Genomic DNA, 23,550 nt, shown 5'->3' with positions numbered 1-23,550 from the left:
TGCATCGAAAGGGTGCTCCTCACGATCAGGAAAATATGGCGTCGAATACCACTATTTTCCCTTGTCGGAGCACCCTTTCACCGGTTTAACACACCCCCCCCCGGCAGACCTGCCATGAAAACCCCGGGTTAGGCGCTGCTTTCGCGCACGCACAGGGTTGGTTTCAACCGGATGGATTCGACGCGTTCACCGTCCAGAAGCCGCTTCAGGAGCTGCACCGCCGTCCGCCCGATATCCAGCATGGGCGAGCGGACAGAGGTCAGCGGGATCGGGAGCTCCGAGGCCAGGGAGGTGTCATTGAAACCCACGACCGCCACGTCACGGCCGACGGTGAGGCCATGGGATCGTATTGCCCCCATGGCGCCGATCGCGGCAAAGTCATTGACGGCGAACAGGGCAGTCGGGTGAGGGTAGCAGTCGGTCAGGATTGCCTCGGCAGCTTCTCGCCCTCCGGCAGTGTCGAACCGCGACCACACCACGGCTTCCTGGGCAATTTTGCCACCCAGAGCATGCCATCGATCCACGAAACCGGCCGTCCGGTCAACCGCGGTGCTGGCATAGGGCTCACCGGCGATCACGGCGACGTTCCGATGCCCCTTGCTCCACAGATGGTCGGCCACAAGCTGGCCGCCGATGACATCGTCGCAGGTGGCCGATGGGTAGCCAGGCACGCGGCGGTTCATGAGCACGAAAGGAACCTTGCGGGCAGTCAACTCCCGCAACAGGCTGCCGTCCAGGTGTGCGTCTCCGATGATCAGCCCGTCCACCCGGCGGGCCAGCATGGTGTCCGTTTTCCTGCGTTGTTCCTCCGGGTCGTCTCGGGAGTTCATGACAAAAGTGGAATAGCCGTGCTCGGCCGCGGCCTCTTCAATGCCCTCGTACATGATGGCCAATACGAGGTCCGAAAGCCGCGGCACAATCACACCCAGAAGGTGGGTGCGCCGTGTCCGCAGGCCAGTGGCCTGGGGGTCCGGAGAGTAGCCCCGTTTCCGTGCCAGATCACGCACGCGTTGGGCAGTCACAACGGAGGCCGCCCCTCGCGCCACTTCGGAGCCGGAGTGCAGGATTCTGGACACGGTCGACGGGTGTATACCCAGCTCGTTTGCCAGGTCCTTCAGCGTGACTGTTCGGCCGTCGTCCGTGCTGTCGTCCAATTCATTCCCCTGCCTCAGCGCAAAAAGTCTTCAGCACCCAGCGTGCCCGATGACCTGCGGATCTCTGGTTTCTGAACCCTTGACGTGCCGCACTTCACATTCTATAGTCATTTCAGCATGTACCCAATCGATTGGGTAGATGCGATACCGGCACCCGGACGGCGTATTTGCATCTTCGAACCCCCGGGCGTCACCGCAGGAAACATCACAAGCATAATTTACCCATCTACCCAATCGATTGGGTATGAGCCTGGCAGCAGGTACAAGACATTACGGAGCGGAAATGACTGTCACAGATTTGCGTGGAGCCCATGTGGTGCTGCTGGCCACGGGCGGAACTATCTCTTCGCGTGCGTCAGGGGACGGGGGAGCCGCCGTGGCCTCGGACACGGGGGAGCAGGTGTTCGCCAGTATGGGGGTCCCGGCCTCTCATCCGGTCCGAGTGGTCGATGTTTTCCGAAAGGGTTCATACCTGCTGACCGTCGATGACATGATCGCCATCTGCGCCAAGATAAAGGAGACCCTGGCTGACCCCCAGGTACTTGGGGTAGTGGTCACGCACGGTACCGACACGATGGAGGAGACGGCCTACCTTGTCGCTCTCACCCACGATGATCCCCGCCCCGTGGTGTTCACCGGAGCGCAGGAGTCCGCCGACTCCGCGTCCCCGGACGGTCCAGACAATCTCAACCGTGCCATCGCTGTCGCCGGCTCCCCCCAGGCCCGCGACAAGGGCGTGCTGTTGGCGTTTGCCGGCACGATCTTCCCTGCTGCCGGAGTACGCAAGAGTCACACAACGAGGCTCAATGCTTTCTCCAACCCGGATTTCGGAACAGCGGGATGGGTGTCTGACAGTGGCGAAGTCCGGATCCAGAAGGCAGCGCCCGGCATCGAGCCGCTGCCTCTGCCGTGCGCAGCAGCCGGGTCGCCGCGCGTGGACCTGATTGCCGCCTACCCTGGAGCGGATTCCACACACCTGCGGGCCTCCCTCCATGGCGGGGCGGCGGGAATTGTTCTCCAGGGGACGGGAACCGGCAACGCCAACCGCGAACTGTGCCCGGAGATTGCTGAGGCTACGGCGGCCGGAGTCGTCGTGGTCACAAGCACCCGGGTGGACGCCGGTGCCGTGGTCCCGCGCTACGGCGACGGCGGCGGGGAGGACCTGCGCGCGGCCGGCGCCATACCGTCCGGGCTGCTCCGGCCATCCCAGTCGCTGATCCTTCTCAGTCTTCTGCTCAGACTAGACACTCCGAAGGCCCGCATCGCGGAGATCTTCGCCCGCCGCGGCAAGCTCCCCTGATCGTTCCCCCTAAACACAAACACAACGTAAACAAAACAAACGCAGTGAAAGGTTGATCTCATGACTAAGGACATCCAAGTCGCATTCGGCGTCGACGTGGACGCCGTCGCCGGAATGCTCGGATCCTACGGGGGCGAAGACTCCCCGTGTGACATCTCCCGCGGGCTGTTCAGCGGAGAAGTCGGCGGCCCGCGCCTTATCCGGCTCTTTGAAAAGTACGGACTGCCCGCTACCTGGTTCGTACCGGGTCACTCAATCGAGACCTTCCCGGACCTGACCCGGATGATCGTCGATGCCGGGCATGAGATCGGCGTTCACGGGTACTCGCACGAGAACCCGATCGCCATGACTCGTGAGCAGGAGACGGCTATTTTGGACCGGTCGATCGAACTGATCGAAAAGGTCTCAGGCCGCCGTCCCACCGGCTACGTCGCACCGTGGTGGGAATTCTCACCTGTCACCAACGAAATCCTGCTCGAACGCGGGATCAAGTACGACCACTCCTTGATGCACCGCGATTTCGAGCCCTACTACGTCCGGGTCGGCGACAGCTGGAAAAAGATCGACTATACAAAGGCCGCCGAGACTTGGATGGAGCCCCTGGTCCGGGGTCAGGAAACCGACTTGGTCGAGATCCCCGCCAACTGGTACCTCGACGACCTGCCACCCATGATGTTCATCAAGGCCGCTCCGAACTCACACGGATTTGTCAGCCCCCGGGACATCGAACAGATGTGGCGCGACCAATTTGACTGGGTGTACCGGGAAATGGACCAGGCAGTCTTCACCATGACCATCCACCCGGACGTCTCCGGTCGCCCCCAGGTGCTGCTCATGCTCGAACGGCTCATCGAACACATCAACTCCCACGACGGCGTCAGCTGGCTCACTTTCGACCAGATAGCCGACTCCTTCCTCGCCCGCAGCCCCCGAAAGGAAAACAACTGATGAGTACCCAGCAGGCCGCCGTCGACCTGACGCAACCGGCACCGAACGAGAAGCGCCGCTTCCCGGTCTTCTCCAAGCGCAACACCAGCATCGCCACCGTCCTCGCCCTGCTCGCCTGGACCGTCGCCGTCTTCGACTACGGACTGTTCGGCACACTCCTGCCAGCCATGCAGGAGGAATTCGGCTGGACAGCAACAGAAGCTTATGCAATCAACACCTGGATCGCCGTCGGTACCGCCGTCGTCTGCTTCGGCATCGGCCCGGTCATCGACCGCCTTGGCCGCCGCAAGGGCATGATGACCACTATCGGGGGAACCGCTGTAATCTTCGGGCTGACCGCGCTGATCCCGACCGGGATCCCGCTCCTCAGCAACGGCCTGCTGGTCCTGATCCGTTCTTTCGGCGGGCTCGGATTCTCCGAACAGGCCGTCAACGCCACCTACATGAACGAGGTCTACCAGGTCACCGAAGTCGCCGACAAGCGCAAGCGTCCCGGCTTCCACTACTCGTTCATCCAAGGCGGCTGGCCGCTGGGCTTCCTGCTGGCCAGCGCACTCGCCTTGGTCTTCCTTCCCTCCCTTGGATGGCGTGCCCTGTACCTGATGGCGACCATTCCGGCCGCGATCATCGTCTGGGTCATCTCAAGGAAACTGAAGGAGACCCCTCAGTTCGAACTGCACCACAAACTGACCCAGCTTGAGAAGGCCGGCAAGTCCGGGGAAGCCCACTCCCTCGCGCACGCCTACGGCGTCGAGCACTCCTCCGCGGCCCCGCTCAAACGCATCTGGGAACCTCACCTGCGCCGGAACACGATCATCTTCTCCCTGGCCTGGATCTTCAACTTCTTCGGCATCATGATCTTCAGCATCCTCGGCAGCTCCGTCCTGAAAAACGCCAAGGGCGTGGAACTCTCGGACGCCTTCTGGATGCTCATCGTGATCAACATGCTCGCCTACTTCGGCTATGTCTTCCACGGCTGGCTTGGCGACAAGATCGGCCGGAAGCGGACCATCATCGGCGGCTGGATCCTCTCCGGAATTTCCTTCACGATCATGCTCAGCCCCATCGCCACCAGCCCGTTCATGATCATCCTCACCTACGGTGCCGGACTGTTCTTCCTGGTTGGGCCCTACGCAGCGATCCAGTACTTCATGGCCGAGTGCTACCCGGTGAGCTGCCGCGCCACGGGCACCGCATTCATCGGCGCCATGAGCCAGCCCGGCGTGATCCTGGGCGGGGCCCTCTTCACGGCAGCAGCCGCCGGATCCGGAACAGGCCCCGCCGCACTCTGGGTCGGAGCCGTGGGAACACTGTTCTCCGGACTCCTCATGATCGCCGCCAAGCCGCCCGTTGAAGCCCTGATCGAAGACCACCCCCGTGACATATGACAACAAGGTAGCCATCATCACCGGAGCAGCCAGCGGCATCGGACGAGCCCTGGCGGTCCACTACGCACTACGCGGAGTGCGCTCCATCATCGGCACGTTCCCAGGAGATCCCCATGATCCGGAGGAAACCCTCCGCCTGGTGAAGGATGCCAACGGTGAGGCGGTCATCCAGGAAGTGGATGTCCGCACCACCGTCTCGGTGGACGGGCTTGCCCAACGGGCTATGGATGAGTATGGCCGGTTGGACTACGCCATCGCGAATGCGGGGATCCTGCGGAACTCACCGCTGGAGGAGATGTCCGATGAACGATGGCACGACATGCTCAACGTGGACCTCACCGGGGTGCTCCGGACCTTGCGTGCCGGCGCGGCGAGAATGACGGAAGGCGGGGCCTTGGTGGCTGTCTCCTCCATCGCCGGCGGCGTTTACGGGTGGGAGGAACACGCACACTACGCCGCAGCCAAGGCCGGGATCCTCGGCCTGATCCGCAGCGTCGCCGTGGAACTTGGGCCGCGCCAGATCCGCGCCAACGCTGTTATACCTGGTCTCATTGAAACCCCGCAATCTCTGGACCCCGTCAACTCGCTAGGCCCTGAGGGACTACTGCGGGCTGGAAAAGACATTCCCTGGGGGCGTGTCGGGACGCCGGAGGAAGTCGCAAGCGTCATCGGCTTCCTCACCTCCGACGATTCCCGCTACATCACCGGACAATCCCTGATCGTAGATGGTGGACTCACCGTCAAAATGCGATCCTAACGGGGAAAGGACACAATGAGCACCCAAATAGACACTTCCATGGCCGGATCTGGTCGGGCCGTAGTGGTCACCGGCGGCTCCAGCGGGATTGGCCGGGCGATCGCAGACGCATTCAGGGACAACGGTGACAGCGTGGCGGTCCTGGACAGGGCCGCAGGGAACGGAGTCATCCACGTTGATGTCGCAGACGAACCCAGTGTCAAGGCGGCCTTTGCGGAGGCCCGTAAACGGCTCGGTCCGATCGACATACTTGTCAACAGTGCAGGGCTTCTCACAGAATCCCCGCTGGAAAACATGTCCCTGGACAAGTGGAATGAAACCATTGCCGTGGACCTGACCGGCGTATTCCTTTGCTGCCGAGAGGTGGTGGGGGAGATGCGTCAGCAAAAATGGGGACGCATCATCAATATCGCCTCCCAACTGGCAATCAAGGGCGGTGTGGGACTGAGCCACTACAGCGCCGCCAAGGCCGGAGTCGTAGGGCTGTCCAAGGCACTCGCTCTGGAATTGGCACCCGACAACGTCCTGGTCAACTGCATCGCCCCCGGCCCGATTGAAACGCCCCTCGTGGAAGGCATCTCGGAAAGCTGGAAAGCGGCCAAACGTGCGGAACTTCCGCTGGGACGCTTCGGCACGCCGGCCGAGGTAGCACCCGCTGCGTTACTGCTCGCCAGCGATCCCGGCGGGAACCTGTTCGTCGGACAGACCCTCGGCCCCAACTCCGGCGACGTGATGCCCTAAGAAAGGGGGACCGCATGTGCGGTGCCTGCGGAACAACCACCGTACCTGACCCGGTCCTCGGACCAGTGCGGACCAAGCGAATGCACCTCGTCGTTGCCGGCACGGTCAACGAGCTGTGCAGCGGACGACCCGGAGCCCCCAAAGTCAGCGCGCTCCCCGACGGCTGGCTAGTTTCCGGACCGTCGGGGGCGGCGCGGCTGTTCCATACCGTCGAAGAGCTGTGGGGCGGCGTGATCGGGTGTTTCACCGACGAGTCCCCACTGCAGGGCCTGCTCAAGGAGCAGCAGACCTATGCAGCCGAACCGGAGAACGCCGGACTGCCGGCGCGCACGGCCCGAACTGGCATCGGGCTTACCGAGCTGGCAATATCAACCCCGGCAAGGACTCCCCGGTGCCATACCCCGCGCATTCCTCCCACACGAGAAGACTCTCCTCAATAGCCGAGGAGATCGCCCGAAAACGGCGGGGCCGGCAAAACTCCCTTTCCCGCTGTCCGACGCCTTGACCTGCAGAAAAGCCGTCGGTGATATTCCCATAAATGGCCCACCCCTCGCAGTCCCCGAAGCCTCGGCCCGGCTTCACTGACTTCGCGGCCGGCTACCAACAACGGCACCGCCCAAGGGCCAGCCCATACAACACAGAGAACCGAAGGATAGATAATTGGGAACAAGCAACCCCGAACTGACGCTGAAGGTGTCGGCCACGGACCGTGCCAGCATGGACCGCCAGCTCGACATCGCGGTAACTGCCGCCCGAGCCCGGGCAATGCGAGAACGACGCCGGGGAATTCTCGTGACACGTCACGGACACGATTCCTTCACCGTCGCACTCAGTGACACCGTGCCCTTTGGCCTGACCCGGGAACGCGACGATTGGTGAACTGAGTCCGAGACAAGCGAATAGGCGGCAGCGGCCAAAGGACCCGGAATGAATCCAGTGGCCAGTTTCCTCAGTCAGTCAGGCTGATGATTTGCGCGCCGAGCGGCTGGGTATCCGATTATGAGCCTGGACGCAACCGTTTTCGATGATGGGGTGCGCCCTTCGCTCCGATGGGCTGACTCCTTTTCCCCGGAAATCCCTAAAGAATATGAAGGAGGTAGTTGGGCCGAATTTCGCCCCGCTCTGGTCAACCGTTCAACTCGGAGCCACTGAGCTACCCGATCGTGCAGCCTCGGCCTCGGAATTTTATCTCTGGTTTTCAACGGTTTTGTAACTGCACAGCCTCAAGTGTCGCGGTCATATCGGGCTCCTCCCAGCCAGGCTCACCCCGCCCGGCTAGTCAAGCCGGATACACCGTTATCTCCACAGTCTCTTCTAGGGAGGCGAGCAAGCGTTTATCCAGTCTAGGAGGCTTGAGCGCCTGGTCCGAATCCAGCCTGCCGGCACCGCACACCGGCCCTTAGCCTGGATCTACCGGTGTTGCTGGGGAGTTACCGGCGCCATTCCCCGGAAGTTTCCGGCCGCTTCTGTAGTGTTGGTTGTTGAGACCGAACGAAGGCGGGATGCTCCTTGGGCCGCAAGACACTTGTTGACGATGTGGTCGACGGACTGTTGGATGACATCCTTGAAGGCAAGCTTGGGCCTAATGATGTCCTCCCCAGCGAGTTGGAGATAGCCGACCTCTACGACGTCAGTCGGCTCACCGTGCGTGAGGCGCTCAAGGTGCTCGGGGCACAAAACATCTTGTATGTGAAGGCTGGCCGCGGCACGTTCGTCAACCCGCCGGAGACCTGGACGGGACTCGGTGCGATCTTCCGGGCTGCCTCACGCGGCAGTAGCGCGGAGCAGGTGGCGGCTGGGCTCATCGAGGTGCGTCGCATGGTGGAGACGGGGGCGGCCGGGCTTGCAGCAAAGCGGCATTCTCCCGAGGACGCGGAACGGATGAGGCAGTGCATCGACGACATGAAGCTCTCGCGAGCCGCTGGCGATCTGGATCGGTTCGTGGCGGCCGACATCGGGTTCCACGACGCCGTGCTTAGGGCCTCGGGCAATCCGTTTGTCCGGGCGCTCCTCGCCCAGCTGGGTCAGCTCCTGTACACGGCCCGGCGGGAAACCTCCGCCGTACCGGAGATCCAGCTCCACGCCATCCACTTTCATCAGCGCGTGCTGGATAGCATCCTCACCGGTGACGCCGAGCTCTCCCGGCAAGTCATGGATGAGCACATGGACCAGACGTTCGAAGACTACGAACGTTACGTGCACAGCGCCAAGCCCTGAGGCAGGCAGTAGCTTCTCATTGCCAGGGTGCTATGCAGAAGTCACATTTCGATCCGACTCTTGACGCCCCTTCAATGCCATCGTATTCTTCTTGTCAGATCAGATGTCTGACATCTGACTGGCTGAATGAATGCCTCCAACTCAAATCCCCGGATTCACGCCGAGCGCAGTTGCACGGTGCGGGTCCCACAGACAGAAGGTCAAAGATGACTTCCCTCACGATGCGGTCCGCAGCCCTCGGTGAACTAGGTGAGCGCACGCTGCGCAAGGTACGCCGCCGCATCATGCCCCTGATTGTGCTGTTGTACTTCGTCTCTTACCTCGACAGGAACAACGTTGGTTTCGCCAAATTGACCATGAGCTCGGACATTGGCCTCAACTCAGCCGCCTACGGACTCGGTGCCGGGATCTTCTTCCTCGGATACGCCCTGCTCGAAATTCCGAGCAATGCGGGCATGTATCGCTTCGGCGCACGTAAATGGCTGGCCCGGATTCTCATCACCTGGGGCCTGCTTGCCGCGGCCATGGCCCTGGTGAACGGCGAGTCCACTTACTACATCGTCCGTTTCCTTCTGGGGGCGGCCGAGGCCGGGTTCTTCCCGGCCATCCTGTTCTACCTGACGCTTTGGTTCCCCGCAGCGCAGCGAGTCACCGTGCTGGGGATCTTCATCCTCGCGCAGCCATTGTCCAACGCGCTGGGCGCTCCGGTCTCCGGACTGCTGCTGCAGATGGACGGCGTCATGGGCCTTCACGGCTGGCAGTGGCTCTACATCTTCGAGGGCATCCCGGCGGTCTTCCTGGGTCTTCTCACACCGATTCTCATGACGGACCGGCCCCGCGACGCCAAGTGGCTCAAAGACGACGAGCGCGAATGGCTGGCTGACACCATGGACGCGGAACTTGCCCGCAAATCAAAGTCCGGACACCACAACTTCCTCGCCGGACTCAAGGACAAGCGCACCCTTGCATACTCGGCCCTGTACTTCGGTCTGGTCTGCGGCATTTACGGACTGGGCCTGTGGATGCCTACCATTGTCTCGGCCCTTGGCAAGTTCTCGACGACGGAAGTCGGCTTCATCGTCTTCATCCCTTACGCCATCGCCGCCGTGTTCGTGTACTGGTGGAGCAAACGGGCGGATGTGACCGGCAAACGTGCCTGGCACACCGCCGCCAGCATGGTTCTCGCCGGCGCGGGCCTGCTCGCAGCGGGCTTCCTGCTCCCGATCAACCCCCTCGTCGCAATGGTGGGCCTCATCGTCTCCGCCATGGGCATCTATGGGGCCATCGCACCGTTCCTCTCCATGCCCTCGGCTGCGCTCACCGGCGCAGCCGCAGCCTCGGGCCTTGCCCTGATCAACTCACTGGGCAACCTCGGCGGCTTCGTGGCACCCTACGCGGTGGGCCTTTTGAAGGACGCCACCGGCAACAACCAGAGCGGCCTCGTCTTCCTCTCCCTGTGCCTCGCCGCTACCGGCGTTGCCACTTACCTTTACGCACGCAAACGCCCCGAAGGCGACGCCACTCTCGCCCAGGCAACCGGGCCTTCCGACGCCTCCTGATCCCGCACTACCGAAGGAAACCAAGCAATGACCTCCACCAATTTCCCCGCTGAACGCACCGCTGTACTGACCGGAGCAGCGTCGGCCCGAGGCATCGGGCGGGCAGCCGCGGACCGCATGGCCAGCGAAGGCTGGGCCGTGGCCATCCTGGACATCAACGGCGTCGACGCGAAGGCTGCAGCTGACGAGATCACCGCAAAGCACGGCGTCCAGACGATCGGGCTGGCCGCCGACGTCTCCGACAAGGACTCGGTGGACACCGCAATCGCCCAGGTGGAGGCGGAACTGCCGCCAATTGTCGGCCTCGCCAACATCGCCGGTATCAGCAACCCCACCCCGTTCATGGAAGAAACCGTGGAGGGATGGGACCGAGTGTTCGACATCAATATGCGCGGCACTTTCCTGGTCAGCCAGGCCGTACTCAAGGGCATGATCGAACGCAAGGTCGGGCGCATCGTCAGCATCTCCTCCATCTCGGCCCAGCGCGGCGGCGGCACCTTCTCCAAGGTGGCCTACAGCGCCTCCAAGGGAGGCGTCATCGGCTTCACCCGCGCCCTGGCCCGCGAAGTCGGCGAGCACGGCATCACCGTCAACTGCGTCGCACCTGGCCCCATCGACACCGACATCATGGGCGGCACCCTCACAGAGGAACGCAAGGCAGAAATGTCCCACGGCATCATGATGGGCCGTGTGGGCACCCGCGAGGAAGTAGCTGCACTGATGAGCTTCCTCCTCAGCGGGGAAGCAGGCTATATCACCGCAGCAACATACGACATCAACGGTGGCCTCCAGGTCTCCTGATCGTTCGAACGGCAAGAATGAGTGTGGCCCGCAGCGGGAGCTGCGGGCCACACCCATTTGTGCGGGCAGGGGCGCAACGTCGACGTCCGTTGATTCGCGACGGGGATCTTGAAGGTCTCCAGCCAGGAACCCGCACTGAACCCCCGCAGCGCACCGGAGCACACGGCCTGGCCTCGGAGGTTTTGGGGCCTGCCTTCAGCTTTGACGCCCGCGACCTCGCCCTGCCTGCCGGCTTCACCGACCTCCTCGGCGAGCTCAAGAACCGGGTCCGGGCCGCCCGCACCCAGGCAATCCGGACCGTCAACACCCAGCTCATCGCACCGCACTGGTCCATCGGCAAGACCATCCTGGAACGCAAGCAACTGAAGGATGGGGGAGCGGGGTCATCGGAAGGCTGGCCGAAGACCTGGGAGCTGAGTTCCCGGACATGAAGGGCCTGTCGCGGTCAAACCTGCAGTACATGAGCAGCTTCGCTGAGGCCTGCCCAGCATTCGACCCAAATGTCCTACAGCCTGTGGGACATTTGCCGTGGGGCTATATTCGCACTATTCTCGACAAACGTCTCGAGCCGCTGGCAAGGGATTGGTATGCCGCTGCCGTCCAGCATGGCTGGTTCCGCAACATGCTTATGAACAACACCCTGGAGCGTGAAGTCGTCGTGCTTGGGGAGAGCCACGCGGAGGCTCACGCCGATGTGACTGGTATCCAGGGTGGTGCGCACGAGGCTTTCCTGTGGCCAGATGCCCAGGGTGTGGCCGATGAAACTGAGGACATCGGCAGGGGTTTTGATGGTGAGCGTTTCCATGATCTTTCTCCCTCAGAGGCGGCATCGGCCGTGGGCGTTAGTTTTCGGCGTCGTTCTGATAGAGGATTCACTGCTGGGCATGAGGGGCCGGAGTGCAACTTGGGGAACCGGGAACGATCCAAAAGTTCGCGAGGAAAGAAGCGGAGCGCCGAGCGAAGTTTTGGATCGGGGCCGGCGCAAGGCGCCCTGGTTGCGCGGAGGGCCCGCCCAGCGATGATCGAGCATCAGAATGACAAACAGCGAAGAGTCGGCCCGGTTTCGTGCCACCCCGGCGCTTGCTGCGTGAACACGGGGGCGCCGCATCCGGTGCCCAAACCGCCACAAGCTGAACTACACACAAATCCGGGCTCCGCGTTCTCTGCCGCTCGGAGGAGTGTCTCGAAATCTTGGTGTTTTGAATCCCATGCCATGCAGGACAAGGCAGCCTGGGGATATGAGAGCGAACGATGAGGAAATGAGGTCATTTGGCGCTGACCCCGAATCCGGTGAGGGATCGGGGGTCTTCTCCCCCTGATCGACCGGCTAGCGACTATGACTTATTGCCAGATGCGCATGCCGAACCTCACGGTCGCCAGAACTTATGGCAGTCACAATGACGACGTGATCATGTTCGTGAAAGTCCTCCAGAACATCCTCTTTGCTGGCGGCTTTATCGCCATCCGTGTTCTCGCTGCAGTGATCAGCGCTTTAGGCAAGCCCGGGCTGGGGGTAGCCATCTTAGTAGTCGTCTCGGCCCTGGCTTTGATGCTGGCGGTCGCCACGGGCATCGCGAACACGCGCCGTAAGCGGGCCGTCAAAGCAGCGCAAAAGGCTCGGGCTGCCCGCGTTTCCATTCCGGCAACGACGTACAGCGCGCGCAAACGGCAGAGGCCTTTGATCACGACCCCGAAACGGTCTGGGCGCTCATTCGGCCCGCCGAGAGCGCTGTCCTGCTCTCGGACGCCGAGCGTGCCTTCACCGTCCCCGGAACACCAACCGGTGTAGGAGAGCAGCAATGCATCATCGGACGCGACGGCACGATGTCCATCATCGAAGTCATTGGCGAGGAGACCCCGAGGTGGGCCGCGACAAGGTCTGTCACGCCCGACAAGACGAACAGCCGATCCACCTACACGCTTGAACCGACGCCAACAGGATGCACCCTGACCATGGGAATCGTCATGGAACTGCCGGCAGGCTTCAAATTTACCGAAGACCCCGAGCACTGGTGGGAGTCCCGCGCCCGCACCTATCTGAAGCGAGTCAAGGAAGTCCTCTCCGCCCGACAGGGATGACCCTCTCCGAGACCGCGCTCGAACCGGCATTACGGTGTTTTTGTCAATCCACCCCGGCGGCTTAGGGGAATGAGCCGAAAAACAACTCGCTGGACGAAAAGTTCTCAAGGCCCAGCCGAAGGCATGCGGCATCGGGGATCGTCAACCATGAAGGACCAGCGGGGGGCTGCGGAAATCCCTCCCGGCGGACAGGAGGAAGTAGCGGCTGTGCGGGGTTTCGGACGCGCGGCGGTCGGGCATTACTGGCGGACCCCATTGCAACCGACTCACCTTTAACTCACCTTAATCAGCGTCAACCAATGACAATTCATCACCCATCGTTGCCTCCAAAAACCCCGAGAATCCGGGCGAAAACACTTGGATTCAAGGCGCACAGAGGCCTTTGGTCCTAAAGCGGGGGTCGTCGGTTCGAATCCGACAGGGGGCTCCGATTGTGACTTTGACCTGCGGGTTTAGTGCCGTACGTGGGCTGGCAAGGGGCCAATTCCAGCAGCGATTCGGCGGGGTTTCTCGGTTCGAATCCCATCGCGGATTGAACAGGGCTCTGACGCGAAGATTGAATTCGCGTCAGAGTCCGCTGCTGCGGTCAGCTAACGCGGTCGAGGGTCACTTGGTAGCCCATGGTTTCGAGCTGGTGGACTGCCCGGCTCTTTGCCCGTTCCGGCTGTAAACGGGTGTAGAAATCGCTGCCGGGGTCCTCGTAGAGGGTCCCGTCCATGCCCGTGTGCCATATCGAGACGAGCATTTTGTGCTGGATCGCGACGTTTGCCTTCTGCGGACCCCGCCGGGAAGCGATCCGACGGTATCGGGCGCCGAGGTAGGTTGTCGGGTTCTGTGCACAGGCCATTGCCGCGGCGCCAAGGGCTCCTTGGAGGTAGGGGTTGCCTGGACGGGTCCTGGTGGATTTGACCCGTCCAGCGGACTCGTTACTGCCCGGGTCGTGCCGGCCCAGGATGCAAGGTGGCCGGGTGTGGGGAATCTGGACATGTCCCCTCCGATTTCGGCGATGATCACGTCGGCGGTCAAGACGCTGATGCCGGGAATGGTGGTGATCAGCTCTCGGAATCCTTGAAAGGGTTTGATCACCGCTTGGATACGCGCGGTGATGTCCTCGATCGCGGCCGAGTGCCGGTCGATCAGGTCCAAATGCACCTGGGCGAGGAACGCGTGGTGCTCGCTGAACTGGCTGGTCAGCGCCTCGATCAGCTCCGGGATCTTCGAGCGCAGCCGTCGCTTGGCCAGGTCCGCGGGGGCTGAGGGGTCGCGCTGGCCCTCGATCAGGGACTCGAGCATCAGCCGTCCGGAAACACCGGTGATGTCGGAGGCCACCGCGGAGAGTTTGATCCCGGCGTCTTCGAGGAGTTTCTCGAGCCGCTGGATCTCACGGCCTCGTTCACGGGTGATCGCGGTCCGGGCCCTGGTCAGGTCCCGTAATCTACGTATCGGCTCCGGTGGAACAAACGAACCACGCACCAGGCCGTGCGCACGGAGCTGGGCTAGCCAGGTGGCGTCGGAGACATCGGTTTTGCGGCCTGGAAGATTCTTCACGTGCCGGGCGTTGACCAACATCACCTCGACGCCCGGCAGGTCTTCGAGCAGGTAGTAGAAGGGCTTCCAGTAGTCTCCGGTCGCTTCCATCACCACACAGGTGACCCTCTCAACGGCAAGGTGTTCTCGCAATGCGAGGATCTGGTTGGTCATCGAGGCCCAGGTCGTCACGGTCTCGATTGTTTTGCGACGCCCTGACGCGGCGATCCGGACACAGACCTTTGCGTCCCTCTTGGAGATGTCGAGCCCGGCACAGCGGACATGGACGACTTCCATGGCTACTTCCTCCTCCATATCAAACAGGACCATCACTGATGTCCGTCGCGGGGAGGGCAGGGAGAAAAGGTAAGTCTGACGCTCGTGCTCGAAGGCAACAATCCACGGTTCCCGTGGAGCCCATCCACCACCATGCTGACCTACAGGCTCAGCGGCACTACAGAGCAATCGGGGTCGACCACGACGGACCCTTTCAGTGTGCGCCATGTAGGCGAGCAACGACCACAGACCAGCCGCTGCCAAATCTTCGCGCACCACGGCGCGCCCAGGAACGAAGGCGCCGCATTGCTGACCTGCGGTTTTAATTCGGCAGGTGGCATGGAAGAAGCCGATTCCAACCATTGCTCACCATGAACTCACCATAATCAGACCGCTTAAGACCGGCGGATTCAGACGACGGCTACACCCTCAAATGCGATGAGGGGCAAACCGGCTGGCGTGCCACTCATTCTCTGTCCTTACGTGATGCAAAGAACGTCTCATATCGATGAATGTGCCAGGAACATCCACAACAACAGAGCCGTTGGCTTCAGGGACGCGAATTTTCGCCTAGGATCAAGCGCGGAGCTTTTCATTGCTGTCGGGGGACGATGCGGCTACTCGGTGGCGGAAATTTCCAGGATTCTGAGCGCGATACGCAAGGCGAATTTGGTGTCAGGGTTTTCGAGCGGTGCGTCCAGGAGTTCCTCGATTCTTTCGATCCTCTTGACCACCGTGTTTCGATGGACTTCAAGGGCGCGCGATGTTTCCGCGAGGTTAGATTCGCTTTGAAGGTAGGTGTTAAGCGTTTTCCTCAGATAGTCGGCGTCTGGTTCGGACAGTCGTTTTAGAAACTTGGTGGCTTGTCGAACGAGTGCGGGATCATGGAGCGTAGTGCGGATCAATTGGGTGGCGACGGATTCCTGGGCGTCAACAATCTGCCGGCGTCCCTTGCTGGAGCTTGCTTGGCGAGCGAAGTCTTCGGCCTCGGCGATGCTTCTTGCAAATCCCTCCGGTCCAAGGCGTGGCCTGGCGACGCCAAAAACGATTCCTGTTTCTGGCGGTGGTCGTAGGGAATCCAGAGCGGCGACGAAGTCCCGGTAGTCTCGCCGGGTTGGTTGGTCCTGCCGTGTTTCCCAGATAAGCCAATGATCGATGTATTCGGACGAGTCCACTGTGTAGTCATACCGGGTCAAAGCGGCTGGAAGCATTCTTCCGATGTCGTGGGCCAGGGATTTCCGTGGGGCACGAACGCTTACGAGGGTGTGCCATCCGTTTAAGTTCCAGCCGACGCTGAGAGCTTGAGAGATGACGTGATCCGGAATTGCTCCGCCAGCGACAGCGAGCTGTGAGACGATCGCTGATCTTGCGGATTGAAACTGCTCGCTCGCGAAGCGTTGACGGCTGAGCCACCTGAGCAACGAAAGGGCCCCTAATTCCATGAGTTCTTGTGCAGCCTCCAGCTCGAAGGGCGGGGCGTCGGGCTGGAATTCCGCGAGTATCCAAAGCGCTGGATCGTCGTCCTCCATGAGCGGGGGCAACGGAACCGATATAAGGTTTGGGGTTTGGCTGGGGTCAAACAAGGGCGACGCCTCGATGTTGCCGAATGCGAGCGGCCGTTCCACTGCGCCTGCGAGCGGCAGGCCGAGCGAATTGATCACTGCTATCCGCGCGTTGACATACTTTCTGAGTTCAGCAACGACGCCCTCGGGGCTTGGCTCCATCTGATGGACGGCGTGGGTGAAGGCCGTCATATTAATTGACCGTGCCCAGAGATCCGATCCCATGAACCTGCTGAGGGAAGCGGCCACGGCCACAGTCGCTCGGGGCTGGTGGAGCGCAACCACGTTCATTCTCAGTTTTCGCGCAAGTTCCAGGGTAGAAAGGCCGAACTCCGAGAGTGGTTGGAAGTCTTGAGGCGTGGTTGGTATCAGGATCACTGCGCCCACGCCCTTTCGCTTCAGCTGCGGAAGCAGAATTTCCAGGGCATAGGAGGGAATCCAAGAGGATATCCAGATGCCTTCGAGACTGCTGACCTGCACTTCGTCTGGTGGATCAAGATAGGCAGTGGTGGCGGCGCCGCTGGCGCTGATCTCGTTAGTGCAGATGAACGTGAAGCTCGAAACGGGGTGTTCCAGGATCACGGAGCTGTCCAGCAGCATCGGACACCGCAGCAGTTCACGGAGGGTCAGCCGGGCTGTCACGGCGAGTCTTCAAGGGAAGGGATTGTGTACCCGTAGCCGGAAATGTCGACCAAGGCCTGCGCAGCGGATTCGCTCCATTCGCCCGGGGCCTCAAAGACAACGATGTCTACCCCGTAACCGGGCAGGATACGTTCGCTGAGGAGGGGAATGCCGGTATGGCTGTCCAGGAGGCAGATAATCTGGGGGGCCTTAGCAAGCAGCCGGCCTTCGTCCAGGAGCAGCAGGAATTCGTTCTGTGCCTCGATTCTAAGGTATCTTCCTGCGGCCCGAACAATCATCGTTCCTTTGGCCTGCACCCCGGCACCGGAATCACGGGGGGCGGGTTCCCAGCGGACGTCCACAACACTTCCTCGGCCCACGAAAAGGCATCCCGCAGTGTGGGAACAAAAATGAGATATCGCATCACTCACGGACTGCGTTAGTTTCTTGGAGTGCTGGAACTGGCGTCCAAGCTCCAATGCTCGTCCAAGCGTCCGGCTTATGCCGCCTTCCCTCGCCTGTAGCGCATCCATGGGGTACCCCGCGAACGCCACCCAGCCGCCAAACAATCCCATGAGAACGCGCAGGGCACGCTCGGCTTCCTCGGCAGTTGATCCTGAAATTTCGACGCACCTCCCTGAAGTGTCGACCAAAGCACAAGGAGTCATCGAGACACCCTGCGCGTTGAAAGTTGTCTGATGCAGTCCTGAGAGTCCTCGCCCCATGCCATCCATGTCGACCAGCGGGATGCCCAGGGCCGCGGCCACAAGGATCGGTGCATAGGCATTGATCCCAGCCATTTCGAAGGCACAAACAAGTGCTCGCCGCCCTGGAAATTTCTGGGCAACCGCATCAAAAGCTCTTACGTACGGCTCCGATCCGCTGGGCTTTTCGCTGAAGGCCAACGCCGACCCGGCCAGACCAACGGCCACTACGACATCGCCAGGAAGGATTTTACTTGGCGGAAATACGGTCACGCCGCCGCAATGTTCCAACAGACTCCGAGTCAAAAGCGACATGGCGTGAGTGTCACCGGCCCCTCCCGAGCCCAGCATTCTCGCGCCAAACTCCAATGCTTCCAGGTCCGTGGCCGTTAGAAGCCAAGACATGGGCTCCCTCCTTCGGATGCGTGCGTGGGGGACGAATGTGTTAAGTATGCACATGATGAGGCCATTTAGTAGTCAGAGCAACCATTGATAAACGACCGCCACGGGCCGTAGCTTCGTTTCATTCCCTCCTATCCCTGGACCTCTTCCGGGTAGGTACCTCATAGCCAAGGAGCAGCGATGGCAACAACTACTGATAAGAAACACTCGGGGGAGGAGGACTACGCCCTGGAACGTGTTCCTGACCACGCCCGCTACAGCTGGTGGTCGGTGGCCGTTCAAAGGTTCGGCCAGATGTCAGCGCTTTCTCAGTTCCTTCTGGGGGCAGCCCTGGGATTTGGAATGGACTTTCCCACCGCCTTGCTCGCCATCTTCCTTGGATCAGTGATCCTGGAGGCGGTTGCCACCATGACGGGAATCCTTGGCCAAAAAGAAGGCCTCTCAACTTCCGTTCTCGCTAGATGGACGGGCTTTGGACGTCATGGATCCAGCATCATCGCCCTGTTCATCTCACTTAGCCTGGTCGGATGGTTTGGTGTCCAAAGCGGCGTGGCCGCTGGAGGACTTGCCAATCTGGCGCCAGCTATTCCCGCATGGGCGTGGGCCCTTGCGGTCGGCGGCGTCGTGACGGCGGTAGTCATTTACGGCTTCAAGAGCATGGCCTGGACCGCTTACATTACGATCCCCGCGTTCCTCCTGCTCGCCGGTTGGTCGATTCTCTCTGAGCTGCAAAGGCACAACCTCGGCGATCTGGTTAACCAGCCGGCCCCTGGACCGGTCCTTAGCCTGGCCGCTGGGACAACACTGGTGGCAGGCGGATTCATTGTCGGCATGGTAATTACCCCGGACATGACGCGCTTCAACCGCAGACCCTCCGACGTCGTCAAGCAGACGCTGCTCGGCGTCACCCTCGGGGAATTCATGGTGGCCATCGCCGGCGTTCTCCTTGCCCATGCACTTAAGACCAACGACATTATCGCAATTGTCACGTCCAGCAGCGGGTTTGTCGGCACGATCATCATCGTTGCCGGCACGATCAAGATGAACGACTGGAACTTGTACTCGGCATCCCTGGGTATTGTGAACTTCGTCGAGACAGTATTCAAGAAGCGAGTGAGCCGCACGAGCGTCACCATCTTTATCGGGATCCTGGGCAGCGCACTCGCCGCTGCCGGAATACTGAACTACTTTGTCGATTTCCTGATCCTGCTCGGAGTCACGTTTCCCCCCATCGCCGGCATCATGGTCGCCGAATATTACATCGTAAAGAAATGGCGCGGCGTCCTATCCGCATCTGCCCCCGGCCTGCCGGCAACAGAGCCAACGTGGGTCATTGGGACCCTGGTGGTCTGGGCCGCCTCGGTGCTGATTGGAACGTTCCTGCCATGGGGGGTAGGGTCCCTGAATTCGCTTGGTGCTTCCCTGATTCTCTACGTCATCGCGGGCAAACTCGGCCTGATCAAAGGCACATCCGAAAAGGCGCTCTCACGCCGATCGATTACTGAACAACGCGCACTGCAGGAGGAATACAAGTGAAGATAGGCATCGATGTCGGCGGGACCAACACGGACGCGGTACTCATTGACGGAAGCGAGGTCCTCGCAGGTGTAAAAAGTCCGACAATGAGCGATGTCGGAGAAGGGATTACCGGGTCCCTCCGGCGACTACGGAGCGCGTACCCCTTTGATTCTGCCGACATAGACGCCGTCATGATCGGCACCACCCATTTCATCAATGCGCTTGTCGAAGCCGAGCGGCTGGCACCGACGGCGGCAATCCGGCTCGGACTTCCCGCAACGGGCGGGCTGCCCCCGTTCGTCGGCTGGCCGACACGGATTACTGAAGCGCTGCACGCCTTGCCCTACATGTGCCGCGGCGGTCATGAGTTCGATGGACGGGAAATCTCTCCGATCGATCCTGACGAGATACGCAGGGCTGCCCAGGACGCCGTAACCAATGGGGCACGCAGCTTCGCAATCTCGTCCGTGTTTTCCCCAGTCAACTCGGAGTTTGAACAGAGGGCAGCGGAAATCATAAACGCCGAGTTTCCCGAACTTCCGGTCAGCCTTTCCAATGAAATCGGCAGAGTCGGGCTCCTCGAGAGGGAAAATGCAACTATCATCAATGCCGCCCTTCGTGAGCTTTCAGCAGATGTGTGTTCCTCACTCGATCAATCCCTGATGGCGCTAAACATCCACGCCCCGCTGTTCCTGAGCCAGAACGACGGCACATTAATGGATGTCGATTTCGCCCGAAAATACCCAGTGGCCACCTTTGCCTCAGGACCGACCAACTCAATGCGGGGCGCCGCCTACCTCTCGGGCCTCAAAGACTGCATAGTGGTCGACGTTGGCGGAACAACGACTGACGTCGGAGTTCTCCAGTCCGGCTTTCCCCGCGAGGCGGCAACAGAAATCGAGGTGGCGGGAATCCGAACCAACTTCCGTATGCCTGATGTGTTGTCAGTAGGCCTCGGCGGCGGCAGCCGCATCAGGTTCGACAATGGTGTGACCGTCGGGCCCGACAGTGTTGGCTACAAGGTCACGGAGGAGGCGCTCGTTTTCGGAGGCAAAACTCTGACGGCGACCGACATCATGGTCGCGGCGGGTGATGCGGAGATCGGTGACCCCGGCCGTGTCAGCCATCTGAATCCTTCAATGGTGAAGGCGGCCAAAGTCGAAATTCACCGAAGGATCGCGGAGACGGTCGACCGGATGCGCACGAGTTCCGACCTCGTCCCGGTGGTCGCAGTCGGCGGCGGTGCGTTCCTGGTACCAGAACAGATGGCCTGCGCCAGTGACGTTGCCCGTCCGGGGCACTCCGGAGTAGCAAATGCCATCGGCGCCGCTATAGCCCAAGTCGGTGGCGAAGTCGACCGTATCTTTGCTATCCCGCCAGGAAAGCGCGAAGAAGTGCTCGACCAGGCCAGGGAGGAAGCAATCAGCAAAGCCGTAGCTGCCGGAGCCAAAGCCAGCACTGTCCAAATCGTGGAGATCGATGAGCTGCCCCTGGCCTATCTGCCAGGAAACGCGTCCCGGGTACGCGTCAAAGCGGTCGGCGACCTGCCGTCGTCGAAATAGCCCCACCCGGAACGCTGACTGCAGGAAGTAGAAGGAAGAACAACATGAGTTTCTATCTGTCACTAGACGACGTCCCTGACTTGGCGCGGGGCGCGGCAATACTGGGTACAGGCGGCGGCGGAGATCCGCTCATCGGCCGCCTCCTCGTCGAGGAATGCCTCAAAAACGGAAAGAAGATCGAAATCCTCGATCCGACCGAACTTGATGATGATGACTTTGTCATTTCCACGGCCATGATGGGCGCTCCGACTGTCGTAGTCGAGAAGGTCCCCGCCGGCACTGAGGCAGTCCGGTCGCTCCGTGCTTTGGAGAGACACCTCGGAAAAACAGCCGATGCAACAATCCCCATGGAGTGCGGTGGACTGAATTCCATGATTCCTCTGGTCGTCGCCGCCGAAGCGGGTATCCCAGTAGTGGACGGCGACGGAATGGGGCGAGCCTTCCCGGAGCTTCAAATGGAAACGTTCGGAGTCTATGGAGTGTCCGGATCGCCGCTCGCTGTTTCTGACGAAAACGGGCACACGTGCATCGTCGATACGGGCCACGACAACCAGAGGATGGAGACTTTCGCCCGCGCGGTCACCATCAAGATGGGGGGCGCGGCATACATCGCCGAGTATCCAATGAGCGGAGCAGACGTCAAGCGTACTGCGATCCGCAACACCGTCACCCTGGCCCTCAATATCGGCCGGACTTTGCGTAAGGCCAAGGACAAACATCTTGATCCGCTGGCAGAACTCAGTGCTTTCCTGAAGGACACAATATACGGTCATGGAACCGTGCTCATGCGGGGAAAAATCGTTGACGTTGAGAGGTTCGTTAGGGACGGGTTCACCCAGGGGTTTGCCACTGTGGAGTCGTTTGATGTTGGCGACGAGATGCGGATCCAGTTCCGGAACGAGAACGTCATTGCACACAAGAATGGTGCGGTCGTTGCCATTGTTCCGGATCTTATTACGATAGTTGATGTTGATCTGGGCACACCCATCACTTCCGAGGCCCTGCGGTTCGGACAGCGGGTGGCCGTCTACGGAATCTCGACTCCTGCCATCATGCGGACCCCGGAAGCGCTGCAAGTCTTTGGCCCCCAGGCTTTCGGACTCCATGAGCCATGGGTTGCCCTAGAGGAATTAAGCGCCGCCCGATGACATCGTTTCAGACTCGTTCCGCGCTGGCCGACACCCTGGTTTTTGACGGCCATAACGACTTGCCTTGGGCTCTGCGGCAGAAATTCGATTCCCGCGTCGAGGAGATCGACTTGTCGCAGCACCAGCCCCGCTTGCACACAGACATTCCGCGGCTCCGGGAAGGCCGGGTCGGTGCCCAATTCTGGTCAGTCTTCGTCCCGTCCAACATGCTGCCGGCGGACGCCGTTGTGGCGACACTCGAACAGATCGACTGCGTGCACCGGATCATCTCCAAGAATCCCGAAACCTTCAGCCTGGTGGACTCTGCCGCTGGCGTAAGAACCGCCGTCGCAGAGGGAAAAATTGCCTCGCTGATGGGTATCGAAGGAGGGCATTCCATCGACGCGTCGCTTGGCGTGCTTCGGATGATGAGACGTATAGGCGTCCGCTACATGACTCTCACACATAACGACAACACGCCGTGGGCGCGCTCGGCGACGGGCGAGCAGGTCGACCATGGGCTCACCGATTTCGGCAGACGCGTGGTCGGCGAAATGAACCGTCTCGGGCTGATAGTGGATCTATCTCACGTAGCCGAGCAGACGATGCATGACGCGCTGAATACGAGCTCTGCTCCTGTAATTTTCTCCCATTCATCTTGCCGCAGCGTCACCGACCACGTCAGAAACGTGCCGGATGCCGTGCTTGAGAGATTGCCTGGGAACAACGGTGTGCTCATGCTTACCTTCGTTCCCGCCTTCATCTCAGAGGCCTGCGCGGACTTTGAGCGACATTCTGATGAACTCCGGCAGAGACTCGGCCTTCGGACAGGGTTCCATGCGGGCCAGGCGGAAGAGGACATCGCGGCCGCCGCAGAGTTTGCCCGGTGGACGTCCCAGAACCAGGCTCCGCAGGCCACCATCGCCGACATCGTTAGACACATGGAACATGCACGCGAAGTAGTAGGACCCCAGCATCTCGGCATTGGAGGGGATTTCGATGGCATCGAACAACTGCCCCGCGGAATTTCCGGGGTATCAAGCTACCCGACGGTCATGGATGCACTAGCCGAACGGGGCTGGTCCACTGCTGATCTGCGCAGCCTCGCTTTCGGCAATGTCCTCCGGGTGCTGGAAGATACGGAGGCGGCCGCGAACCAAGATCTGATCCCTACGTCCCGGCAGCATGCAGAAATCGCCCACCAACGCTGATGTCTGTCGCTAGCGTAAGGCGGGCAAAATCAGCGAGGAAGCTGCCCAGGTTATGACGAGGCCATTGCATTGAAGCGCTCTTTAGCACGTCCATGC

General features: G+C 61.0%; 21 protein-coding genes and 1 pseudogene. 18 read left to right on the top strand and 4 right to left on the bottom strand.

Annotated elements, in window-relative coordinates; all coding sequences use genetic code 11:
• Positions 1-128: 128 nt before the first annotated feature.
• Positions 129-1,154 (bottom strand): LacI family DNA-binding transcriptional regulator, encoded by a 1,026-nt coding sequence (locus ABH924_RS05035; protein ID WP_404497388.1) that lies wholly within the window; start codon positions 1,152-1,154, stop codon positions 129-131.
• Between the two features lie 283 nt (positions 1,155-1,437).
• Between ABH924_RS05035 and ABH924_RS05030 the strand changes: the two genes are divergently transcribed.
• From ABH924_RS05030 to ABH924_RS04965, 14 genes are all read left to right on the top strand, one after another.
• Positions 1,438-2,454, top strand: coding sequence for an asparaginase (locus tag ABH924_RS05030; protein ID WP_404497387.1), 1,017 nt, complete (start codon positions 1,438-1,440; stop codon positions 2,452-2,454).
• Between the two features lie 60 nt (positions 2,455-2,514).
• Complete coding sequence (locus tag ABH924_RS05025) at positions 2,515-3,402, top strand: polysaccharide deacetylase (protein ID WP_404497386.1); 888 nt, start codon at positions 2,515-2,517, stop codon at positions 3,400-3,402.
• Positions 3,402-4,790: an MFS transporter gene (locus tag ABH924_RS05020; protein ID WP_404497385.1), complete on the top strand. Its 1,389-nt coding sequence runs from the start codon at positions 3,402-3,404 to the stop codon at positions 4,788-4,790. Before ABH924_RS05025 ends, ABH924_RS05020 begins: the two co-directional genes overlap by 1 nt.
• On the top strand, positions 4,780-5,547 hold the full coding sequence (locus ABH924_RS05015) for an SDR family NAD(P)-dependent oxidoreductase (protein WP_404497384.1): 768 nt from the start codon (positions 4,780-4,782) through the stop codon (positions 5,545-5,547). Before ABH924_RS05020 ends, ABH924_RS05015 begins: the two co-directional genes overlap by 11 nt.
• A 15-nt stretch (positions 5,548-5,562) precedes the next feature.
• Positions 5,563-6,288, top strand: coding sequence for an SDR family NAD(P)-dependent oxidoreductase (locus ABH924_RS05010; RefSeq protein ID WP_404497382.1), 726 nt, complete (start codon positions 5,563-5,565; stop codon positions 6,286-6,288).
• Between the two features lie 80 nt (positions 6,289-6,368).
• On the top strand, positions 6,369-6,728 hold the full coding sequence (locus ABH924_RS05005) for a hypothetical protein (protein ID WP_404497380.1): 360 nt from the start codon (positions 6,369-6,371) through the stop codon (positions 6,726-6,728).
• A 220-nt stretch (positions 6,729-6,948) separates the two neighbouring features.
• Entirely contained in the window at positions 6,949-7,167 is a 219-nt protein-coding gene (locus ABH924_RS05000) for a hypothetical protein (RefSeq protein WP_404497378.1), read from the top strand.
• Between the two features lie 630 nt (positions 7,168-7,797).
• Positions 7,798-8,505, top strand: coding sequence for a FadR/GntR family transcriptional regulator (locus ABH924_RS04995; protein ID WP_404497376.1), 708 nt, complete (start codon positions 7,798-7,800; stop codon positions 8,503-8,505).
• Positions 8,506-8,711: 206 nt separating this feature from the next.
• Positions 8,712-10,064, top strand: coding sequence for an MFS transporter (locus ABH924_RS04990; RefSeq protein ID WP_404497374.1), 1,353 nt, complete (start codon positions 8,712-8,714; stop codon positions 10,062-10,064).
• 27 nt (positions 10,065-10,091) lie between these two features.
• Positions 10,092-10,865 carry an SDR family NAD(P)-dependent oxidoreductase gene (locus ABH924_RS04985; protein WP_404497372.1) on the top strand — a complete coding sequence of 258 codons (774 nt, stop codon included), beginning with the start codon at positions 10,092-10,094 and terminating at the stop codon, positions 10,863-10,865.
• Positions 10,866-10,954: 89 nt separating this feature from the next.
• Positions 10,955-11,296, top strand: coding sequence for a hypothetical protein (locus ABH924_RS04980; protein WP_404497370.1), 342 nt, complete (start codon positions 10,955-10,957; stop codon positions 11,294-11,296).
• On the top strand, positions 11,191-12,120 hold the full coding sequence (locus ABH924_RS04975) for a DUF1016 N-terminal domain-containing protein (protein WP_404497401.1): 930 nt from the start codon (positions 11,191-11,193) through the stop codon (positions 12,118-12,120). Before ABH924_RS04980 ends, ABH924_RS04975 begins: the two co-directional genes overlap by 106 nt.
• A 150-nt stretch (positions 12,121-12,270) precedes the next feature.
• The gene (locus ABH924_RS04970; protein WP_404497368.1) at positions 12,271-12,654 is read left to right on the top strand and encodes a hypothetical protein; all 384 of its coding nucleotides are present in this window, start codon (positions 12,271-12,273) and stop codon (positions 12,652-12,654) included.
• A 35-nt stretch (positions 12,655-12,689) separates the two neighbouring features.
• Positions 12,690-12,944, top strand: a complete 255-nt coding sequence (locus tag ABH924_RS04965; RefSeq protein WP_404497366.1) for a hypothetical protein — start codon at positions 12,690-12,692, stop codon at positions 12,942-12,944.
• A 586-nt stretch (positions 12,945-13,530) separates the two neighbouring features.
• On the opposite strand, the pseudogene ABH924_RS04960 reads toward ABH924_RS04965, so the two are convergent.
• The 3 genes and pseudogenes from ABH924_RS04960 to ABH924_RS04950 form a co-directional block, all read right to left on the bottom strand.
• Positions 13,531-14,768: pseudogene (locus ABH924_RS04960) on the bottom strand (IS110 family transposase).
• A gap of 596 nt (positions 14,769-15,364) precedes the next feature.
• On the bottom strand, positions 15,365-16,951 hold the full coding sequence (locus ABH924_RS04955; RefSeq protein ID WP_404497364.1) for a PucR family transcriptional regulator: 1,587 nt from the start codon (positions 16,949-16,951) through the stop codon (positions 15,365-15,367).
• Positions 16,948-18,039 (bottom strand): DUF917 domain-containing protein, encoded by a 1,092-nt coding sequence (locus tag ABH924_RS04950; RefSeq protein WP_404497362.1) that lies wholly within the window; start codon positions 18,037-18,039, stop codon positions 16,948-16,950. Before ABH924_RS04950 ends, ABH924_RS04955 begins: the two co-directional genes overlap by 4 nt.
• A 177-nt stretch (positions 18,040-18,216) precedes the next feature.
• Between ABH924_RS04950 and ABH924_RS04945 the strand changes: the two genes are divergently transcribed.
• From ABH924_RS04945 to ABH924_RS04930, 4 genes are read left to right on the top strand one after another with little or no spacing between them, the layout of a single operon-like run.
• Positions 18,217-19,572, top strand: a complete 1,356-nt coding sequence (locus ABH924_RS04945) for a purine-cytosine permease family protein (protein ID WP_404497360.1) — start codon at positions 18,217-18,219, stop codon at positions 19,570-19,572.
• Positions 19,569-21,116, top strand: a complete 1,548-nt coding sequence (locus ABH924_RS04940; protein WP_404497358.1) for a hydantoinase/oxoprolinase N-terminal domain-containing protein — start codon at positions 19,569-19,571, stop codon at positions 21,114-21,116. Before ABH924_RS04945 ends, ABH924_RS04940 begins: the two co-directional genes overlap by 4 nt.
• A 44-nt stretch (positions 21,117-21,160) precedes the next feature.
• Positions 21,161-22,264, top strand: coding sequence for a DUF917 domain-containing protein (locus ABH924_RS04935; protein ID WP_404497356.1), 1,104 nt, complete (start codon positions 21,161-21,163; stop codon positions 22,262-22,264).
• Complete coding sequence (locus ABH924_RS04930; protein WP_404497354.1) at positions 22,261-23,454, top strand: dipeptidase; 1,194 nt, start codon at positions 22,261-22,263, stop codon at positions 23,452-23,454. The genes ABH924_RS04935 and ABH924_RS04930 overlap by 4 nt, the downstream gene beginning before the upstream one ends.
• Positions 23,455-23,550 lie beyond the last annotated feature (96 nt).

The organism is Arthrobacter sp. GAS37 (genome assembly GCF_044908325.1).
GTDB classification, from domain to species: Bacteria; Actinomycetota; Actinomycetes; order Actinomycetales; family Micrococcaceae; genus Arthrobacter; species Arthrobacter ramosus.
This window is presented reverse-complemented; position numbering and strand designations above follow the sequence as displayed.

Bases quoted from the DNA above. Each gene is read 5' to 3' on its own strand.
- ABH924_RS05030 (WP_404497387.1), top strand. From the start codon at position 1,438: ATGACTGTCACAGATTTGCGTGGAGCCCATGTGGTGCTGCTGGCCACG.
- ABH924_RS05025 (WP_404497386.1), top strand. From the start codon at position 2,515: ATGACTAAGGACATCCAAGTCGCATTCGGCGTCGACGTGGACGCCGTC.
- ABH924_RS05020 (WP_404497385.1), top strand. From the start codon at position 3,402: ATGAGTACCCAGCAGGCCGCCGTCGACCTGACGCAACCGGCACCGAAC.
- ABH924_RS05010 (WP_404497382.1), top strand. From the start codon at position 5,563: ATGAGCACCCAAATAGACACTTCCATGGCCGGATCTGGTCGGGCCGTA.
- ABH924_RS05005 (WP_404497380.1), top strand. From the start codon at position 6,369: ATGCACCTCGTCGTTGCCGGCACGGTCAACGAGCTGTGCAGCGGACGA.
- ABH924_RS04990 (WP_404497374.1), top strand. From the start codon at position 8,712: ATGACTTCCCTCACGATGCGGTCCGCAGCCCTCGGTGAACTAGGTGAG.
- ABH924_RS04985 (WP_404497372.1), top strand. From the start codon at position 10,092: ATGACCTCCACCAATTTCCCCGCTGAACGCACCGCTGTACTGACCGGA.
- ABH924_RS04965 (WP_404497366.1), top strand. From the start codon at position 12,690: ATGTCCATCATCGAAGTCATTGGCGAGGAGACCCCGAGGTGGGCCGCG.
- ABH924_RS04950 (WP_404497362.1), bottom strand. From the start codon at position 18,039: ATGTCTTGGCTTCTAACGGCCACGGACCTGGAAGCATTGGAGTTTGGC.
- ABH924_RS04945 (WP_404497360.1), top strand. From the start codon at position 18,217: ATGGCAACAACTACTGATAAGAAACACTCGGGGGAGGAGGACTACGCC.
- ABH924_RS04935 (WP_404497356.1), top strand. From the start codon at position 21,161: ATGAGTTTCTATCTGTCACTAGACGACGTCCCTGACTTGGCGCGGGGC.
- ABH924_RS04930 (WP_404497354.1), top strand. From the start codon at position 22,261: ATGACATCGTTTCAGACTCGTTCCGCGCTGGCCGACACCCTGGTTTTT.